The 19,496-nt window shown below is 74.0% G+C and carries 13 protein-coding genes; 1 reads left to right on the top strand and 12 read right to left on the bottom strand.

All coding sequences use genetic code 11. The features are described 5' to 3' along the window. Positions 1-2 precede the first annotated feature (2 nt). From ACIRQY_RS29300 to ACIRQY_RS29250, 11 genes are all read right to left on the bottom strand, one after another. Entirely contained in the window at positions 3-2,534 is a 2,532-nt protein-coding gene (locus ACIRQY_RS29300) for a tetratricopeptide repeat protein (RefSeq protein ID WP_403930811.1), read from the bottom strand. A 62-nt stretch (positions 2,535-2,596) separates the two neighbouring features. After that, positions 2,597-3,871, bottom strand: coding sequence for a hypothetical protein (locus ACIRQY_RS29295; RefSeq protein ID WP_403930767.1), 1,275 nt, complete (start codon positions 3,869-3,871; stop codon positions 2,597-2,599). Between the two features lie 70 nt (positions 3,872-3,941). Then, positions 3,942-4,979: a glutamate ABC transporter substrate-binding protein gene (locus tag ACIRQY_RS29290; RefSeq protein ID WP_403930765.1), complete on the bottom strand. Its 1,038-nt coding sequence runs from the start codon at positions 4,977-4,979 to the stop codon at positions 3,942-3,944. An 11-nt stretch (positions 4,980-4,990) separates the two neighbouring features. After that, on the bottom strand, positions 4,991-6,424 hold the full coding sequence (locus ACIRQY_RS29285) for a hypothetical protein (RefSeq protein WP_351792000.1): 1,434 nt from the start codon (positions 6,422-6,424) through the stop codon (positions 4,991-4,993). A gap of 412 nt (positions 6,425-6,836) precedes the next feature. Next, a complete protein-coding gene (locus ACIRQY_RS29280) occupies positions 6,837-7,820 on the bottom strand; it encodes an N-acetylglucosamine kinase (RefSeq protein WP_403930810.1) in 984 nt (327 codons plus the stop codon). Further along, positions 7,817-9,082 (bottom strand): 6-phospho-beta-glucosidase, encoded by a 1,266-nt coding sequence (locus ACIRQY_RS29275; protein ID WP_351791997.1) that lies wholly within the window; start codon positions 9,080-9,082, stop codon positions 7,817-7,819. The genes ACIRQY_RS29280 and ACIRQY_RS29275 overlap by 4 nt, the downstream gene beginning before the upstream one ends. Positions 9,083-9,090: 8 nt before the next feature. Continuing rightward, a complete protein-coding gene (locus ACIRQY_RS29270) occupies positions 9,091-9,978 on the bottom strand; it encodes a carbohydrate ABC transporter permease (RefSeq protein ID WP_351791994.1) in 888 nt (295 codons plus the stop codon). A gap of 3 nt (positions 9,979-9,981) precedes the next feature. Beyond that, positions 9,982-10,980, bottom strand: a complete 999-nt coding sequence (locus tag ACIRQY_RS29265; RefSeq protein ID WP_403930763.1) for a carbohydrate ABC transporter permease — start codon at positions 10,978-10,980, stop codon at positions 9,982-9,984. Positions 10,981-10,993: 13 nt separating this feature from the next. After that, entirely contained in the window at positions 10,994-12,340 is a 1,347-nt protein-coding gene (locus ACIRQY_RS29260) for an ABC transporter substrate-binding protein (RefSeq protein WP_351791992.1), read from the bottom strand. Between the two features lie 65 nt (positions 12,341-12,405). Next, the gene (locus ACIRQY_RS29255; protein ID WP_403930761.1) at positions 12,406-13,620 is read right to left on the bottom strand and encodes an ROK family transcriptional regulator; all 1,215 of its coding nucleotides are present in this window, start codon (positions 13,618-13,620) and stop codon (positions 12,406-12,408) included. Between the two features lie 432 nt (positions 13,621-14,052). After that, entirely contained in the window at positions 14,053-15,132 is a 1,080-nt protein-coding gene (locus tag ACIRQY_RS29250) for a mechanosensitive ion channel family protein (protein WP_403930759.1), read from the bottom strand. 240 nt (positions 15,133-15,372) lie between these two features. On the opposite strand from ACIRQY_RS29250, the gene ACIRQY_RS29245 reads away from it, so the two are divergent. Then, positions 15,373-15,936, top strand: a complete 564-nt coding sequence (locus ACIRQY_RS29245) for an HNH endonuclease (protein WP_351791984.1) — start codon at positions 15,373-15,375, stop codon at positions 15,934-15,936. A gap of 186 nt (positions 15,937-16,122) precedes the next feature. Here ACIRQY_RS29245 and ACIRQY_RS29240 read toward each other — a convergent pair whose 3' ends face one another. Continuing rightward, positions 16,123-19,389: a beta-N-acetylglucosaminidase domain-containing protein gene (locus tag ACIRQY_RS29240; protein WP_403930757.1), complete on the bottom strand. Its 3,267-nt coding sequence runs from the start codon at positions 19,387-19,389 to the stop codon at positions 16,123-16,125. Positions 19,390-19,496: the final 107 nt, after the last annotated feature.

Here is a 19,496-nt window from a genome sequence, read left to right as displayed (position 1 = left end):
CCTCACACCCACGTCCGGGGGCGGAAGCGGTTGGCCCGCTCCACCAGTTCGATCCTCTCCTCGCCCCGCTGGGCGAGCCGGGCCAGCACCCGGTAGGAGCGTTCGAGGCCGAAGCGCAGTCCGCGCTCGTCCAGTTCACTGCCGAGCAGCAGCGCGCCGCCGCCCGGTTCCGCACCAGGACTCCCGGAGAGTACCCAGTCGAGGGCCGTTCCGTAGACCTCGGCCGACAACCGCTCCCGGCGCACCGCGTCCAGACCGAAGCCCCGCAGCGCGGACACCTGCGCGGCGGCGGCCGTCAGATCGGGCCCGAGCGGCTCAGCCGCCGGACGCCGCCGCAGCCGCGCCCGCACGGCCGCCACCCGGGCCGCCGTGTAGTGGATCGACGACTCCGGTACGGACTCCAGGGTCGCCACGGCCCCGGCGCGGTCGCCCGCCGCGAGCCGCACCCGGGCGAGACCGAAGGCCGCGCTGACGAAACCCTGGTCGGTGGCCCACACCAGGCGGTAGTACTCGGCCGCGTTGTCCAGCTGGCCGAGGACCTCGGCGCAGATCCCGAGGGCCAGCTTCGGCGACGGCTCGCCGGGGAAGGCGTCGTACACCGCGTCGAAGGCGAGCGCCGCGTGCTCGTGGTCCCCGGTCACCAGCGAGGTCACCCCCCGGTACCAGACGATCCGCCAGTCGTCCGGGGTCTTCTCCTCCAGGGCCGCCAGGGTCCCCGCGGCCGACGGCAGGTCGCCCAGCTCCAACTGGGCGCGCAGGGTGCGCAGCCGCAGCTCGGCGGAGGGCGTGGCCGCCGCCGCGAGCGCGGCGAGCAGCTCGGCCGGGGCGGCGGCGGCGAGCCCGGCGAGCAGCCCGGCGTGCGGGTCGGAGACGTCGACGTGCGGCACGGGCAGCGCGAGCGCGGTCGCGGGCGCGTCGAGCGGCGCGAGCAGCGGGCCGAGCCCCGCCCCGGCGGGCAGGGCGACGGGCGCCGGACCGGTGGGACCGGACCGCTTCCGGGCCCGGCGTCCGCCCAGCAGCGACACGTCCTGCGCCAGTTCGGCGAACAGGCTCGTGTCGGTGACCCGCACCTCGGTGCCGAAGAGCGTCGAAAGGGCCGGGCGCGGGCGGCCCGACTGGAGCGCCACCACCTCGCGCAGCACCCCGGTCAGCTGCTCCGCCATCTCCTGCGCGGAGCCGAACCGGCGGGCCGGGTCCGGGTCGGTGGCCCGGACCAGGAAGCGGTAGAACGACTCGTAGGTCCGCAGGACCTCGATGTGCTCCGGCTCGGGCAGCGAGTCCACGAAGACGTTCGTGTAGCCCTGGAAGTCGAAGGTCATCACCGCGAGCGTGCGGGCCACCGTGTACAGGTCGCTGGCGACCGAGGGACCGACCTCGGCCACCTCGGGCGCCTGGTAGCCGACCGTGCCGTAGATCGCGGACTCGTCGTCGTCCATCCGCCGGACCGCGCCCATGTCGATGAGCTTCAGCTGGTCCTCGGTCTGGATGGCGTTGTCCACCTTGAAGTCGCAGTACAGCAGGTGCCTGCTGTGCAGGTGCCCGAGCGCCTCCAGGGCCTCGATCCCGTACGCGCAGGCCTGTTCGACCGGCAGCGGGTCGCGGCGGCCGTCGGGGGCGCGCCGCTCGTTGGCGATCTCCTTGAGCGACTTGCCGCCGACGTACTCCATGACGATGTAGCCGTCGAGGGAGCCGGTGCGCTGGTCGAGGTGCTCGACGAAGTTGTAGATGCGGACGATGTTGGAGTGCTCGATCTCGGCGAGGAAGCGGCGCTCGGAGATCGCGGCGGCCATCGCGTCCTGGTCGCCGGTGTCGAGCAGGCCCTTGAGCACCACCCAGCGGTCGGACACGGCCCGGTCGACGGCGAGGTAGACCCAGCCGAGACCGCCGTGCGCCAGACAGCCCGCGACCTCGTACTGCCCGTGGACGACGTCCCCGCCGCGCAGCTTCGGCACGAAGGAGTACGGGTGCCCGCACTTCGTGCAGAAGCCCTCGGTACGGCCCGGCCGGGCGCCCCGCGAACGGCCCACCGGCGCCCCGCAGTCGGAGCGGGAGCAGAAACGCTTCCGCTCGGGTACCTCGGGGTTGTCCATCACCGCGCCCCGGGGGTCGGGACGCGGCACCTCGGGTATCGCCACCAGACCCGCGCCCAGCCGGTTGCGGGCGGACTGCCCGGACGAGGTGCCCGAGCTGCGCACCGACACCGAGGGCGCGGTGGAGGCGCCGGAGAGCGAGCGGGACAGCCGCCCGGAGACCGAGCGGCGCGAGGTCGAGGAGCGCGACGACGCCCGGGACGAGGCCCGCGAGCCGCTCCGCGCGGACGCCGGGTCGGTCCCGGCGGAACCGGCCCCCCCGACGGAGGCCGAACCGGGACCCGGACCCCGCCCCGACGGCCCGCCCCGGCCCGTGCCCCTGCCGGGGACGGCCACGCCCGTCGCCGCCGAGACGACGAGCCCCGCCTCGGCGGCCGGGGACCCCGGGGGCGCGACCACCGGGGCGAGCCCACAGGTGTCGCAGTACAGCTCACCGCCCCCCATGTCCTCGTACGAACCCCCGCACGAAGGACGCTGACAGCTCGCCACGCCCGTCTCCCCGTTCCTCACTCGCGTCCTCCCGCGTCCCTCGGGCCGGACAGTACGTCCGCCGCCGCCTGCTGGTAGCGCAGCACGGCCTGTTCCGCGACCCGCAGATCGCAGGGCGCGCTCCACAGCATCCGGCGGGCCGCGTCGTACCGCTCCGTGAGCAGCGGGTCCTCCGCCGCGCCCAGCCGTGTCACCTTCGCCCGGTAGGCGTCCAGTCTGCCCCGCAGCTCCGCCCGCACCGCGAGCGGCGCCGTGACCGACGTCAACGACTCGCGGGCCCGCAGCAGTTCGTCCTCCGCCTCCCGCTCCAGGGCGTCCAGGAGCGGGGAGAGCCGGTGCCACCGGGCGTGCCTGCGGTACTCGGCGGCGGCGGCCAGCCGCTCCTGGAGCACGATCGGCGGCCCGCCGACGACCGGTACCTCGGAGGCGGCGATCTTCGCCAGGACCTCGCCGCGCGCGGCCCGCGCCTCCGCCAGCGTCCGGTCCGCCCGGGACAGCACGTCCCGCAGGCGCAGCAGCCGGTCCTCGGAGTCCTGCCGGACCGCGAGCACCGCCTCCGTCTCCCGCCGCACGTCCTCCAGGGCCAGGGCCGCCCGGTCGTACCGGGCGGTGTCGGGGCGGCCCCCGCCGGGCGCCGAACTCCCGGCCGCCCGGCGCCAGAAGGCCAGCGGGTCGGTCACCACCTGGGAGCGCAGCGCGGTCAGCTCGTCGGTGATCGCCGCCAGTTCGTCCCCGGCCGGGTGCTCTCCCGGGCGCACGCCGACCGAGTGCGCCAGCGAACGCGTCCGGCCCAGCTCGGCGGCGAGCAGGTCGATCCGGGCGGGCAGCGCCGACCAGACCGCGTCGGCGGTGACCACCACGTCCAGCGAGGACGCGTACAGCTCGTTCATCCGGCGGACCAGGCCCTCCAGGGTGAACCGCTCCGACAGCAGCCCCCGCTCGCCCGCCCCGCCCGCCACGACCACGCTCTCGCCGCGCAGCCGCTCGGTCAGTTCCACCAGTTCGTCCCGGCCGGGCCAGCGGCGCCTGGCCCGTACCCCACGGGCCTCCCGCAGCGCACCCGTGTACACGTCGAAACAGGTCCAGAGCAGGGTGATGTCCCGCTCGGCCGCCGCCCACCGGTCCCGGGTCGTGCCGGTCAGCTCCGCCCCTTCGAGCAGTCTGCGGCCCGCGTGGTCCTGGAGCGCGAGGAGCGAGTCCTCGACCGCCTTGTGCTCGGCGGCGAGGCGCGCCAGCACACGGTCCGCCTCGTCCCGGTCCATCACCGGCCCAGCGGGTCCCGTGACTCCCATCGGTCACCTCTTCCTCTCCGTGTACGGGCCGCCGCTACGGCGCCGCCCCCGGCACTGCCGGGGCGCGGCGCTACTTGTACAGCGGAGCGGGCGGGCCCGGTATCCCGGGCAGGTCCTTCTCCAGCCAGTCCTTGTACGCCTTCTGCCAGGGGCCCTGCCGGTATCCCACGAGCACCTGGTTGACCCGGCGCACCAGGTCGTCGTTGCCCAGCTTGGCCGCCACCCCGTAGTACTCCTTCGTGAACGGCTCGCCCTTCAGCTCGACCGCCGGGTCCTGCGCCGCCTGGCCCGCCGCGAGGGCGTTGTCGGTGACGACGGCGTCGACCTCGCCGAGCTGGAGCCGGGCCAGACAGTCCAGCTGGTTGGGGACCGTCAGCAGGTCCCTGTCGTCCTTGGTGCCGTCGCCCGCGTCCTTGAAGACCGCGCCGAAGGAGTTGTCCACGAGGGCGTCGTAGGCGGTGGAGCCCTCGGCGGTGCAGACCCGCTTGCCGCGCAGCGAGGAGTCGTACCCCGTGATGTCCCGGGCCGCCCTGGGCGCCAGGACCTGCTGCCCCGCCTGGAAGTAGGCGGTGGAGAAGGCGACCTCCCCGATCCGCTTGCAGTTGATCGTCATGGTCCGCACGACCAGGTCGATCGTGCCGCTGTTCAGCAGCTCGGTCCGCTGGTTGGTGGGGATCGCGCGGAGGATGACCGCGTCCCGGTCGCCGAGCAGGTCCGCCGCGATCGCCCGCGCCAGATCGATGTCGAAACCCTCCAGGACACCCTTCTCCGGGTTCCGGTAGCCCCAGCGGTAGCTGGACTGGTCGACGCCGACGACCAGCTTCCCGCGCTTCTTGATCGCCTCGACCGCCGGGCCGTCCGCCGACGACGGGGTCAGCGAGGCCTCCGGGCGCTCACAGCTCTCGGCCCTGACCTGGACGCCGGTGCCGATCCCCGGTCCCGGACCGTACGCCTCCGGGGCCGCCGCCGCGCCGCTCCCGGCGTGCGTCAGCGGCAGCAGGGTCAGGGAGGCGGTGAGTCCGCAGGCCACGGCCATCGCGGCCACCCCGCCCCAGCCCCGGAAGCGCCGCACGGTCCGCCGCGCCAGCGGGTACGCGCCGTTCGTCATCCCGCCCCCTCTCACCGGTACTCCGACAGTCTGCGGTTGACGCCGAGGACCGCGCCCGCCGCGCCCAGGACACCGAGGAGAGCGGCGCCGAACGGCAGCAGGGCCAGCGCTCCACCGGCGGCCGAGGCGGCCCGGGTGAACTCGTTCCCCTCGTGCGCGAGGGCCTTCTCCAGGGCCGCGTCGACCTGGTCGAAGGCCTGCTCCGTGGAGTCCTCCGGTCCGATGATCCGGGTGAGGGCGGCCTCGTAGTCACCGGCCTCGTCCCGCGCACGGGCGTCCTTGTGGCGCTGCTGCCACTCGCCGACGCGGGCGACCGCCTCCTGGACCGGGGTGCGGCCCTCGCTGTCGTCGGCCCGCTCGCCCGCCGTGGCGAGCGCCCGCGTCAGCGTGTCCATGCTGGCCGTGTAGTCCGTCTCGTACTTGTCCTTCCGCTTCGCCGGGTCGGGGTCCTCGGTGAGGACCGCGCCCCGGGCGACCAGCGTCAGGTTCTCGTTGGCGCGGGCGGTGAGCGAGCCGATCCGGGCGGTGTTGAGCGCCTGGAGGGACTCCTGGCCCCGGGTCCGCGCCTCGCTCAGATCGGCGCGGGCCAGGGAGTGCGCGGCGACCAGCCAGAGCAGGGCGGCCACCGTGGCGGCGGTGGCAGCGAGCAGCCCCTGGTTGAACACCCGGTGGGTGTGCAGGTAGTTGCGGCGCTGGGCCCAGGCGAGCACGGCGAGGACGGCCAGACCGAGGGCGACCGACGCCCAGGGCCAGGCACGGGCCGAGGAGTCGTCCTGCCGCAGCCGCTCCGTCTCGGCCTCGTACAGCCGCTCGGCGGCCGGGAGCAGGATGGTGGTCATCTGCTGGTTGGCGTACCGCAGATAGGCCCCGCCCAGCGGCAGCCCCTGCCGGTTGGCGGCCCTGGCCCGCTCGATCAGCCCGGTGTAGCGGGGGAGCTGCTCGTTCAGGACGGCTATCTGCTCGGCCGACTCGCCGGAACCGGAGCCGCCCGCCGAGGCCTCGACGAGGAGCCGGGCGGCTCCGGCTATGTCCCGGTCGTACTGCTCGCGGGACTCCTTCGGTTCGAGGGTGCCCGCGAGGAAGCCGCTGGCGGCGGTGGTGTCGGCGTCGGCGAGGTAGCGGTAGATCGAGGCGGCGTCGGCGGAGAGCGGACGGCTGCGGTGCACGACGTCGTCGACGGCGCCCGCCCGGTCGTCGACCTGGAGGGCGGTGACCGCGCCGAACGCGACGAGGAGCAGCGCGAGTACGGCCCCGAGGATCTGGAGCCTGCCGGGCTCGCTCGTCGCGACGGCCCGCAGCCGCTCGCGGCCCACGGCCAGGGCACCGCGCCCCGGGGCCGGGGGACCGCCGGGCGCGGGCGACGGCTGCGCGGGCACGCCTGCCGGGCGCGCGGGCGCCGTGCTCCGCGCCGCCGGGACGGCGGGCGCGTTCGGCGGGTGTGTCACTTGACCTCCCCCTCGGTCGCTGACGTCGGCCGTCCGGCCGGGTCCCGGTGCGGGCCGGTCACGGTGGACGACCACCCGGCCAGCAGTATGGCCGCAGGGGGCCTTCCGCACACCGGGATTGACTCGATCTTGTTCTTATCGTGCCGCACGCCCGTGGCACCGCCCCGGGCGAACCCCTCACCTTGAATACGTCGACGGGCCCGCACCGGTTCCGTATCCGCCGTCGCTCGAACAGGTGAACGTGTACCGGCGGGGTCCCTCCCGGACCGCCGCCGAGCCCCCGCGCGAGCGGCCCCGGCGCGCCCGCGCCCCGGCGCACTCGCGCGTCCCCGCCCGACGGCCGGAGACCACCCCGCGCACGCCCGAGGGGCGCCCCTCCACCAGGAAGGGGCGCCCCTCGGGCCGGGCCGGGTCAGGCCCCGTAGTGCTTCCGCAGCCGGTCCGCCGCCTCCGGACCCGCCCCCGACTCGTCCAGCGCGAGCAGCCCCGCGCCCAGCACCGGCGGCGCCGTCACGAATCCGACGACGGCCTTCGGCGCCCGCTCCGCGAGGAGTTCCCCGATCCGGTCGTCCAACTGCGGGTGCCGCGCGGCCAGGACGCTGCCGCCCAGCATCACCGGCGCCTCCTCGTCGAGCAGTCCGAGCCGCCCGAGGGCGACCGCCGACATCGCCACGACCTCCTCGGCGAGCCGGTGCACCAGCGACAGCGCCACCGGATCGCCCTCCGCGCTCACCCGGAACAGCACCGGGGTCAGCTCGTGCCGCCGCTCGAACGGCACCAGACCCAGGTGCAGCGCCTCGATCAGCGCGTACATCGTCTCCAGGCCGAAGTGCGCGGGCAGCGCGACGGCCAGCGCGGACGGTTCGCCGCGCCCGTCCTCGGCCCGCGCGGCGCACCACAGCGCCTCCTCGGCCATGCCGCTGCCGCCGCCCCAGTCCCCGGAGATCTTCCCGATCGCGGGGAAGCGGGCGGTCCGCCCGTCGGGGGTCATCCCGACGCAGTTGATGCCCGCGCCGCAGACCACGGCGACCCCGCGCGGCTCGTCGAGCCCGGCACGCAGTATCGCGAAGGTGTCGTTGTGTACCCGCACCGACCGGCTCCAGCCCCGGCCCAGGATCTCGGCCTGGAGCGCGACCTCCTCGACGGGCAGGTCGGCATTGGCCAGACACGCGCTGACGTGCGCGAACGTGGGCGGGAGCGTGTCCCCGCCCGCCTCCGCCCAGGCCCGCCCGACGATCTCCGCCAGACTGTCGACGGCCGTCGACACGCCCACCACCGGCGGCTGGAACCCGCCGCCGCGCGCCGAGCCGAGGACGGTGCCGCCCGGCCCGACGACCGCGACGTCGGTCTTGCTGTTCCCCGCGTCGACCGCGAGGAGCGCCCCGTTCAGGTTCACGCCCACGCGAGGTGCTCCCGGTTGTGCGCGATCAGCCGGTCGGTGAGTCCCTCGGCGTACTCGTACTGGCCCACCAGCGGGTGCCCGAGGAGGGCCTTGAACACCCGGTCCCGGCCGCCGCGCAGCGCCGCTTCGAGCGCCAGGTCCTCATAGGCGGTCACATGGGCCATGAGCCCGGCGTACAGCGGGTCCACCGGGGCGACCGGCAGCGGCGTGGCCCCGTGGCCGCCGACGGACGCCTGCGTCTCGATGACGGCGTCGTCCGGCAGGAACGGCAGCGTGCCCCTGTTGTACGTGTTCACCACCTGGTACGGCGACCCGCCGCCGCCGAGCAGCGCGGCGGCGAGGTCCACGGCCGCCTCCGAGTAGAAGGCGCCGCCGCGCTTGGCGAGCAGGGCGGGCTTCTCGTCGAGCGCCGGGTCCCCGTACATCTCCAGGAGTTCCTTCTCCATCGCGGCGACCTCGGCCGCCCGCGAGGGCTTGGTGCCGAGCTCCCGGACGACCTCGTCGTGCGCGTAGAAGTAGCGCAGGTAGTACGAGGGGACGACGCCGAGCCGGTCCAGGACCTGGCGCGGCAGCCGCAGGTCGTCGGCGACGGTGTCGCCGTGCTCGGCGAGCAGCCGGGGCAGCACGTTCTCGCCCTCGGGCCCGCCCAGGCGCACCGCGCGCTCCCAGGTCAGGTGGTTGAGCCCGATGTGCTCCAGGTGCACGTCGGAGGGGGCCACGCCGAGGAGCCCGGCGAACTTGCGCTGGAAGCCGATGGCCACGTTGCACAGGCCGACGGCCTTGTGCCCGGCCTGGAGCAGCGCGCGGGTGACGATGCCGACGGGGTTGGTGAAGTCGATGATCCAGGCGTCGGGGTTGGTGCGCCGGACCCGCTCCGCGATGTCGAGGACGACGGGGACCGTGCGCAGCGCCTTGGCGAGGCCGCCGGCGCCGGTGGTCTCCTGGCCGACGCAGCCGCACTCCAGCGGCCAGGTCTCGTCCTGGAGCCGGGCGGCCTGTCCGCCGATCCGCAGCTGGAGCAGGACGGCGTCGGCGCCCTCGACCCCGGCGTCCAGGTCGGAGGTGGTGACGATCTTCCCCGGGTGGTCCTGCTTGGCGAAGATGCGCCGGGCGAGGCCGCCGACCAGTTCGAGCCGCTCGGCGGCCGGGTCGACGAGGACGAGTTCGGTGATGGGCAGGGTGTCGCGCAGGCGCGCGAATCCGTCGATCAGTTCGGGGGTGTAGGTGGAACCGCCCCCCACGACAGTGAGCTTCATGGTGTGCTTCAGCCCTTCACTCCGGTCAGTGTGACTCCCTCGACGAACGCCTTCTGGGCGAAGAAGAAGACGAGGATCACAGGGGCCATGACCAGGACGGTCGCGGCCATGGTCAGATTCCAGTCGGTCTGGTGCGCGCCCTTGAAGGACTCCAGGCCGTAGCTGAGGGTCCAGGCGGCGGGGTTCTCGGAGGCGTAGATCTGCGGCCCGAAGTAGTCGTTCCAGCAGTAGAAGAACTGGAAGAGGGCGACGGCGGCGATGCCGGGCTTCGCCATCGGGAGCACGATCCGGATCAGGGTGCGGAACTCTCCGCAGCCGTCGATCCTGGCCGCCTCGACGTACTCGTCGGGGATGGTCAGCAGGAACTGGCGCAGCAGGAAGATGGCGAAGGCGTCACCGAAGGCCATCGGGATCATCAGCGGCCACAGGGAGCCGGAGAGGTCCATCTGCTTGGCCCAGAAGAGGTACATGGGGATGATCACGACCTGCGGCGGCAGCATCATCATCGAGATGACGAGCAGCAGCGACAGGTGCCGGCCGCGGAAGCGGAACTTGGCCAGCGCGTACGCCACCGGGACCGAGGACACCACGACGAGGGCGGTGCCGAGTCCCGCGTAGAGCAGGGAGTTCTTCCACCAGGTGAGGAAGCCGGGGGTCTCGAAGACCTTGACGTAGTTCTCGAAGTGCCAGGTGTTCGGCGTCAGGTCGCGGGTGAGCGCCTGCTGGTCGCTCATCACGGACGTCAGGAGGACGAAGACGAACGGGAGCACGAAGAACAGGGCCGCGGCGATGCCGAGCGAGTGCACGGCGATCCAGTGCAGCACTGCCTTGCGGCGGGCCCGGCGCAGCGCGGGGCTCGCGGACGCGGTCCGGTCGGGGAGGGTCGTGGTCGTCATGGTTCAGTCACCCGAGCCGATCAGGCCGCCGCGCTTGCGCATGAGGAGCGCGGTGAAGGCCATGGAGAAGGCGAAGAGCACCAGCGCCACCACACAGGCCGCGCCGTAGTTGAACTGGCTGAAGCCGAGGCTGTAGACCAGCTGGGGGAGGGTCAGGGTCGAGTCGTCCGGGTGGCCGGGGACGAAGGTGACGCCGGAACCGCCCATCACACCCGAGGCGACCTTCGCGGCCACCATCGGCTGGGTGTAGTACTGCATCGCGCCGATGATCCCGGTGACGACCGCGAAGAGCACGATCGGCGAGATGTTCGGCAGGGTGATGAATCGGAACCGCTGCCACCCGGAGGCGCCGTCGAGTTCGGCGGCCTCGTACTGCTCCTTGGGCACGTCGAGCAGTGCGGCCATGAAGATGACCATGAGGTCGCCGATGCCCCACACGGCGAGGACCGTCAGGGCGGGCTTGGACCAGCTGGCGTCGTTGAACCAGGAGGGGGCGGGGATGCCGATGGCCTCCAGGAGCGAGTTGACCGGTCCGGTGCCGGGGTTGAGCAGGAAGACGAAGGCGAGCGTGGCGGCCACCGGCGGGGCCAGGTACGGCAGGTAGAAGAGGGTGCGGAAGACCCCGGCGCCCGTCTTGATCCTGGTGATGAGCATCCCGATGCCGAGGCCGAAGAGGACCCGGCAGCTCACCATGACGACACAGAGCCAGAGGGTGTTCTGCAGGGCGGGCCAGAACTGCGGGAAGTCGGTGAAGACGTACGACCAGTTGTCGAAGCCCCGCCAGGCGGGCGGGTTGAGCCCGTCGTACCGCATGAACGAGAAGTACAGGGTGGAGAGGAGCGGGTAGGCGAAGAAGAAGCCGAAGCCGATCAGCCACGGCGACATGAACGCCAGGGTGCGCAGGGCGTTGCGGCGGCGCTTGGAGCGCAGCGTGTTGCGTCCTCCGGGAACGGCGGCGGCCGGGGCGGCCGCCGCCTTCGCGGGCAGGGTGTCCGTGCTCATGGGGTGCGGGCCGTCACTTCGCCGCGGCGATGTCGCGGTCGATCTGGGCCGCGGTGTCGGCGAGGCCCTTCTGCAGGTCGGTGACCTGGCCCTTCTCGTACCTCTGGGCGAACTTCTGGAGGGTGTCCTGGTAGGCGGAGCCGTTGATGGCGCCGTCGGAGGTGCTGGACTTCGGGTGGCGGGCGATGTCCAGGAAGACCTTGAAGCGCGCGTCCAGCTTCAGGTCCGGGGACTTCAGGGCCTCCAGGGTGGAGGGCACGTTGCCGATGTCGTTGGCGAACTTGACCACGGCCTCGGTGTCCGTGGTCATGAACTTGACCAGCTGCCAGGCCGCGTTCTGCTTCTTGCTCTGCGGCGCGATGCCCATGATCGTGCCGGAGAGGTAGCCCTTGCCGTACTCGGCGATCTCGTCGTCGGCGACCGGCAGCGGCGCGACGCCGACCTCGAAGGGCACCTTGGCGTTCTTGGCGAAGTTCAGCCGCCACTCGCCGTCGAGCTGCATGGCGACCTGGCCGGTGTGGAAGGGGTGCTGGGCGCCCCACTCGTCACCGAAGGTGGTGCGGTACTTGTCGAGCTTCTGGAAGCCGCCGAGGGCGTCCACCAGGGACTTCTGGTACGTCATCATCTTGGCGAAGCCCGGGTCGGTGGCGACGATGGACTTGCCGTCCTTGCCGAAGTAACCCTCGTGCTTCCACTGGGACATGTAGTGCGAGACGACGGTCTCGTAGCCGAGGTAGTTCGGCATGAAGCCGAGCTGCTCGTACGAGTCGCCCTTGGCCTTGGTGAGCTTCTTGGCGACCTCGGTGAACTGCGACCAGGTCTTCGGCGGGGCCTCGGGGTCGAGCCCGGCCTTCTTGTAGGCGTCCTTGTTGTAGAAGAGGCCGTAGGCGTCGGAGAGCAGCGGCAGGCTGCACCGCTTGCCCTCGAACTGGGTGTACTGCTGGAGGACCTTCGGGAAGGTCTTGTCGAGGTCCAGCTTGTCCTTCTCGATGAACGGCTTGAGGTCGGCGAGGGCGCCGGAGGCGCAGAACTTGCCGACGTTGGCCGTGGTGAAGGAGGACACGACGTCCGGCCCGTTGGAGCCGCCCGCGCGCAGCGCCTGGCCCAGCTTGTCGTCGTTGATGCTGCCGACGACCTTCACCTTGATGTTCGGGTGGGCCTTCGTGAAGCGGTCGACGCTGGCCGTGATCGCCGCGACCTCGGCCGGGGCCGCCCAGCCGTGCCAGAAGGTGATGGTGGTCTCGGCTTTGGGGTCGTCGCTCGCCGCGTTGTCCGCGGAGCCCGTACAGGCCGAGGCGAAGAGGGCGATCGAGGCGGTGGCGGCGAGCGCGGCGGCTGCCTTGCGCGGGCGTCCGGGCATGACGGTGTCTCCCTGTGGCGGAGGGGTTACGGGGGAAGGGTGGGGAATCTGGGGCGGGCGGTGGGTCAGCGCGAGGTGTCGAAGACCTCGTCGCGCGTGGTGGCGAGGGCGCTTTCGAGGGCGCCCCGGACCACGGGGCGCACGGGAACGGCGGTGAGGACCAGGCGCGGCCGGGAGGCGGCGAGGTCGGCGAGTTCGGACTGCACGCGGGCGCGCAGGGGTTCGCCGCCGGCGACGAGGACCTCGCCGGACAGCACGATCAGTTCGGGGTCGAGGACCGCGACCAGGGACGCGAGACCGGTGGCGAGGCGTTCGGCGTAGCGGTCGAGCAGTTCGGCGTACCGGGGGTCCTCGCCGTGCGTCTCGGCGGCGTGCGCGAGCAGTCCGCTCGCCACCGGGACGTACGGCTGTTCCGGGGTGTCGATGCCGAGGGACCGGGCGATCCGGGGGACGGCCTGCACCCCCGCGAGCTCCTGGAACCCGCCGGAGTTGGCTTTGGTGACCTGCCGGACGAGCGGGGTGCCGGGCACCGGCAGGAAACCGACCTCGCCCGCGCCGCCGGTGAAGCCCCGGTGCAGCCGCCCGCCGAGGACGAGGGCGGCGCCGAGGCCCTCCTCGTTCCACAGCAGGGCGAAGTCCGTGTGGCCCCGGGCGGCGCCGACGCGCTGTTCGGCGACGGCGACGAGGTTGACGTCGTTCTCGTACTCGAACGGCATGGGCAGTGCGGCGGCCAGCTCCTCCAGGAGGGTGGGGGAGTGCCAGCCGGGCAGATGGGAGGCGTACCGCAGCCGTCCGGTGGCCGGGTCGAAGGCGCCGGGGGTGCCGATGACCAGGCGCCGGACGTCCTCGCGGGTGATCCCGGCCGCCTTGACGGCCCCGTCGAGGGCGTCGGTGACCTGACGGACCACGCCGGAGGCGGCGCGGCCGGGGGTGCGCAGTTCGTACTCGCCGACGATGCGGCCGGTGACGTCGGCGACGGCGGCGTGGATGCGGGCCTGGTTGACGTCGAGTCCCGCGGCGTACGCGGCCCGCGGGTTGACCGCGTAGAGCTGGGCGTTCGGTCCGGGACGGCCCTCGGTGGTGCCGGTGGCGACGACCAGGCCCGCCGCTTCGAGGCGGGCGAGCAGCTGGGAGGCGGTCGGCTTGGACAGGCCGGTGAGCTTGCCGATCCGGGTGCGGGAGAGCGGGCCGTGCTCCAGGAGCAGATCGAGGGCGGCGCGGTCGTTCATGGCGCGCAGGACGCGCGGTGTGCCGGGGGTTCCCGGGGTCGTACCGGCCATGAGGTCGCACCTGCCCTTCGACGCTTTCGGGCCATTCTGCTGCCTGAGCGCTGCCCGGCGGCGGAACCGTTCACCCACTGCACTGTTAGGAAAGTTTCCTATTCGGTGGGAGGAAGGTAAGGCGGACGTCACGGGGCCGTCAATACCCGGGGACGACAAACGCCCCCGAAGGCAACCGAAGCGTTACCCGAGGGGGCGTTTCCGGAGCCCGGCGGGAGGGGCGCTCCCCGCCGGGCGAGGACGGTACGGACCGTCCGGCGGGACGGGTGCGAAGTGGCCGGTACGGGTTCCTCTTCCGGGGGCCGGTGGCGGTACTTCGGCGCGGACGGGTGCCGACGGTGGCTCCTCCGTGCGGCCGGTGGTCCCCCGTCGGCAGTGCGGCCCGTGCCGCCTCCCGTCCCGCCTCCCGTCCCGCCTCCCGTCCCGCCGGGCCTACTTGGTGAGGTCCGTCCTGGGCAGCGGGGTCGCCGCCGCCGACTGGGGGGAGGTCGCCGAGGCGAACGCCGACGGCGCCGCCATGCCCGCGGTCGGATCGGCCGCCGCCTCCTCGGCCTGCGCCGGGAGCCCGCCCACGATCCGGATGCCGGCCTCGTCCAGCCCCCGCTTGATCCGCCAGCGCAGCTCGCGCTCCACGCCGAGCGCCTTCCCCGGCATCGTCTTCGCCGAGACCCGGACGGTCATCGAGTCCATCAGCACCTCGACCAGACCGAGCACTTCCACCGGGCCCCACAGGCGCTCGTTCCACGGCTCCTCCTTCGCCATGGACTCCGCCGCCTGCGTGATGACGGCCCGCACCTCCTCCAGGTCCTCCGTCGGCCGGACGGTCACGTCGACCGCCGCCGTCGCCCAGCCCTGGCTGAGGTTCCCTATCCGCTTGATCTCGCCGTTGCGCACGTACCAGATCTCGCCGTCCACCCCGCGCAGCTTCGTCACCCGCAGACCCACCTCGACGACCTCGCCGGAGGCGACGCCCGCGTCGACCGAGTCACCGACCCCGTACTGGTCCTCCAGGATCATGAAGACACCGGAGAGGAAGTCCGTCACCAGGTTCCGGGCGCCGAAGCCGATCGCCACACCGGCCACACCGGCCGAGGCGAGCAGCGGCGCCAGATCGATCTTGAAGGCGCCGAGGATCATCAGCCCCGCGGTGCCCAGGATCAGGAACGACGCCACCGAACGCAGCACCGAACCGATCGCCTCCGAGCGCTGCCGCCGCCGCTCGGTGTTCACCAGGAGACCGCCCAGGGCCGTCCCCTCCACCGCCTGCGCCGACCGGTTCATCCGGTCGATCAGCTTCGTCAGGGCGCGCCGTATGACCATGCGCAGCAGCAGCGCCACGACCAGGATCAGCAGGATGCGCAGCCCGGTGTTCAGCCAGGTGGACCAGTTCTGCTCCACCCAGCTCGCCGCGTTCGTCGCCGTCTCCGCGGCTTCGTCCAGGGTCACCGGAATGGGCTCGGGTTCGGTGGCAGCCGCCAGGGCGGACCAGGACACGGGAGAACCTCCAGGCATTGCGGACGAGGATCCTCCACAGTAACGGGGCCTCTCGCGTGGTCTCGTTGCCGTGTTCGAGGGAGAGACCGACCTCACCCGGGCAGAGAAGAGGGAAGACATGCCGGTGTGGTCGAGAACACGCCCGGCCCGTCCACCCCGTGCGCGGTACGTGGTGGCGTTCCGACCAGGCATGAGGAGAGACTGAGAGCAGTTCGTCCCGGCGCGAGCCACGCGCCGCCGGCGTCATAGGAGGCATCCGTGCCGCACGTCCTGGTCCTCAACGCGTCGTACGAGCCGCTCGGCGTCGTACCGCTCCGCCGCGCGCTCGTCCTCGTCCTGGAGAACAAGGCCCTCTGTCTTGAGGAGTCCGGCGCCTTCCTGCACAGCGAGACCCAAGTCGTCTCCGCGCCCAGCGTGGTGCGGCTGAAACGCTTCGTGCGGGTCCCCTACCGGGGGCCCGTTCCCTTGACCCGCAGGGCGCTCTTCGCCCGTGACGGCGGGCGCTGCATGTACTGCGGGGCGGTGGCGACCAGCGTCGACCACGTCGTCCCGCGCAGCCGTGGGGGCACCCACGCCTGGGACAACGTGGTGGCGGCCTGCCGCCGCTGCAACCACGTCAAGGCCGACAGACACCTGCGGGAGATCGGCTGGCGGCTGAGCCACCAACCGGCCCCGCCGACCGGTCTGGCCTGGCGGATCATCGGGACCGGACACCGGGACCCCCGCTGGCTGCCGTACCTCCAGCCGTACGGAGCCGAGGACGTGATGGCCCGGATCGACTCCGTCGCCGACGCCCCCGTGAGGGCGCTGACGACGGGTTGAGCCGGGCCTTTCGCGTACGCGGGGCCTTCGCGCGTACGCGGGGGCCGGGCGCACGGGAGCGGCCCGCCCTCAGGGGGCGGGCCGCTCCTCAGCCGTGCCCCCTGGCCGGGCCACCCCCGGCCGTGTCTCCCCCGGCTGTGACCCCCGGTCGGGCCGCCGGGAGCGCCTCCAGCGGCCCCACCGGAGTCATGACCGTTCCCCGCCCCGGCGGTCCGCCCGTTCCCCGCCGGTTCCCGCCGTCCTCCCGGTCTCCCCGGCGGCGCCCTCCGGGGCCGCCACCGCGTACGCCTCCACCGACCAGAGCGAGTAGCCGTACCGGGTCGCGCGGGCCTCGCCCCGCACCCGCAGGAACCGGGTGCCCGGGGCGTCCGTACGGACCGGCTCCCGCCCGCCCCGGCCGTCCCTCACCGTCGCCGCCGTCCGCCAGGACCGCCCGTCCGCCGAGACCTCGATCCGGTACCGGGAGGCGTACGCGTCCTGCCAGCGCAGCACCACCTGCCCCAGCCGCACCGGCCGGGGGAGTTCGAGCAGCAGCCAGGCGTCGTCCTCGGCGGGGGAGGACCAGCGGGTCGCCGGGTCGCCGTCCACCGAAGCGGCGGCGGGGAAGCCCGGCGTCTCGTCGCCCGAGGAGGACGCCGTCGCCGCCCGTGCCAGATCCCCGCCCGACGTACGGGGGAACGCCCGCACCGTCAGCACCCGCTCCTGGCCCGCGAACGACACCGGCACCCGGTAGGCGCCCACTGGCGTCCCCGGCGCCACCGACACCTCCAGCGGGACCGTCGTCCGCGCGCCCCGCTCCACCACGGCCCGCTCCGGCAGCCGTACGGTCAGGCCCGCCGGGGCCCTCGCCGTCAGCGGCCCCCGCACCTCTCGCGCGCGCCGCCCCGACAGCTCCACGTCCACCCGCAGCGCCGGACCGCCGATCACCGCGTCCGTCTCCGTCCTGGCCAGGTCGAGCCCCGCACGCGGCCCGTCCGCGAACCAGGGCACGAGCGCCCGCACCCGGGGCAGCCCGCCCCCGCCGTCCCACACCACCCGCAGCGCGTCCGCCCGCAGCCCGGGGGCCCCGGTCTGCGTCCACCCGGACGCCGACAGCGGGCCGAGCGCCCGCCAGCCGCCGCCCGGCACCCGCGCCTCCACACGGGCGCGGCCCCCGTCCGCCGCGCCCGGCTCCGCCATCACCGTCAGGGCCTCCAGGGGCCGCGTCCGGCCGAACCGCACGGTGTACGAGCCCGGCGCCCGCTCCGCACCGGCCGCCGGGGCCCGGTCCGCGCCGGTCCAGGCCGCCGCCCGCTCCACCACGCGTACGAGGAACGGGTCGAGGACCCCCGCGCCGACCGTCACCCGGCTCGCCGCCAGGTCCTTCCGCAGCGCTTCGAGACGCGACTGCGCCCGCCAGGCGGCGGCGCCGTCGCCGCGCGTCTGGGCCAGCAGCAGATCGACGGCGGTCTCGCCCGCGCGGCCGTACCGGGAGAGCCGGTCGAGCCAGGGCCCGGTCTCCTCGCCGAGGGCGCCGCCCGCCGTGTCCGCGAGCCGCCCGGGGGTCTCCCGCATCACGGTGAACGCGGCCCGCAGCGCCCGCGCCGCCTCCGCCCGCCGGTCGTCCGCCCCGGACCCCGGGGCCCGGGGCGATCCGCCGCGCGGGTCCACCCGGATCTCACCGTCCCAGGCGGCGCCCGGCCCGCCCGGCCCCTCCGGGCGCTCGCGGGACGCCCAGAACGCCGTCAGGAGCGGTTTCAGGAAGGCCGATTCGCCCGTCGGGTCGAGGACCGAGGAGGCGGCGTTCCCGGCGAGGGCCGCCAGCGCCTCGCGGGCGGCGGGCGCCGGGCCCGCGAGGTCGTGCACGGCCGCCCGCCAGGACTCCGGGGGCCGGTAGCCGCGCGGGTTCCAGGCGTAGTCGGCGGCGGTGAACAGCGGTACCCGGGAGGCCACGGGCTGCTCCATGGCGTACGCGAGGAACGCGGCCGAACCGACGGCCACTCCCGGCTCGCGGCCGGTGACGGGGCCGAGGAACAGCCGGTCCTGCGCGTAGTCGTTGACCGGGTAGTTGTCCATGGTGACCAGCGGATGGCGCAGCGCGTCCCGGGCCGCCGCCAGCTCACCTCCGGTGATCGCGCGCGGTACGACGCCGACGCCGGTCCACGCCACCCGCACCTCCGCGCCGAGCGCCTCCGCCAGCTCCGCGCGGTACTCCGTCGCCCCGTCCTGGTAGTACTCCGTCGGCAGCACCGTCAGCGGCTCGCTCCCCGGGTGCCGTACGGCGAGGTGCCGGGCGACGGCACCCGCCACGCGCGCGTGGGCGGCGGCTGCGGCCCCGGGACCGCGCCCGAAGACCTCGGCGTCCCGCTCGCAGTGCCACTCGTCGTACGAGGCGTCCTGGAACTGGAGCTGGAAGAAACGGAATCCGAGGTCCCACATCGCGTCGATCTTGCGGGTCAGCGCCGCCCTGTCCCGCTCCGAGGACAGGCACATGGACTGGGCGGGCGCCACGGCCCAGCCGGGCAGCACGTGCCGGGCGCGCGCCCGCTCGGCCAGGGCCCGGAAACCGGCCCGCTGCTCCGCCGGATAGGGTTCGCGCCACTGGACACCCCGGTAGGGGTCGTCGCCGGGCGCGTACAGATAGCGGTTCTGCTTGGTCCTGCCGAGGAAGTCCAGCTGGGCCAGGCGCTGCTCCGTCGTCCAGGGACGCCCGTAGAAGCCCTCGGTGACCCCGCGTCCTGCCGTGCCCGGCCAGTCGCGGACGACGGCCCCGGGGACCTCCCGGCCGCTCCCCAGGAGCTGGCGCAGCGTCTGGACCGCGTGGAACAGGCCGTCCTCGCCCACCCCGTCCAGGACCACGGTGTCCCGCCCCCGGAAGCGGCCGGTGGCGAGCCGGTAGCCGCCGTCCGGCAGGCCGAGCCGGCCGGGCACCCGCAGGGCGGCCAGCGCCTCCCGGGCGGCCCCGCCGCCGGGCCCGGCGGCCACCAGCACCGGCCCCCGGCCCGGGAGCCCCTCGTGGACGGCCCGAACCCCGGCGGCCACCAGCAGCGCGCGCAGGGTGGCGAGCGCGTACGGATCGGCGTCCCTGTCCGCCACCAGCGTCACCTCGTCCCCGAGCCGTACGGAGGGCCCGGCGGCGGCCAGGGACTGCGGCCGGGGCCACACGTCGGGCAGCGCGGCCGGGGCGGGCGAAGAGGGCGCGGAAGACGGGGGAGGAAGGGAATGGGCGGAGGAAGGGGAGGACAGGGAGGAAGGGGAGCGGGGAGACGCGGTGAGTTCGGACAGTGCGCGGGGAGCGTCCGCCGGGGAGGGTGCCGGTGCCTCCGGGAACGCCCCCGCCGCGAACCCCCGCGCCGGAACGGCCCGCGCCGGGACCGCCGCCGTTCCGCCGAGCAGAGCGCCGAGGACGGCGACGGCCACCACCGTCGCGGCGCGTCTCCCGCGCCGGGGGCGCACGAGGTGCACGGGGCGCACGAGGTCTCCCTTCGGCGGGACCGGCCGCTCCGCCGGTTCGGTCACGAGCAGGTAACGAGCCCATCACCCGGCGCACGGAGGTGTCAACGAGAGACGACCTCGTGTCG

The organism is Streptomyces sp. NPDC101490 (assembly GCF_044767145.1).
Classification (GTDB): Bacteria; Actinomycetota; Actinomycetes; order Streptomycetales; family Streptomycetaceae; genus Streptomyces.
This window is presented reverse-complemented; position numbering and strand designations above follow the sequence as displayed.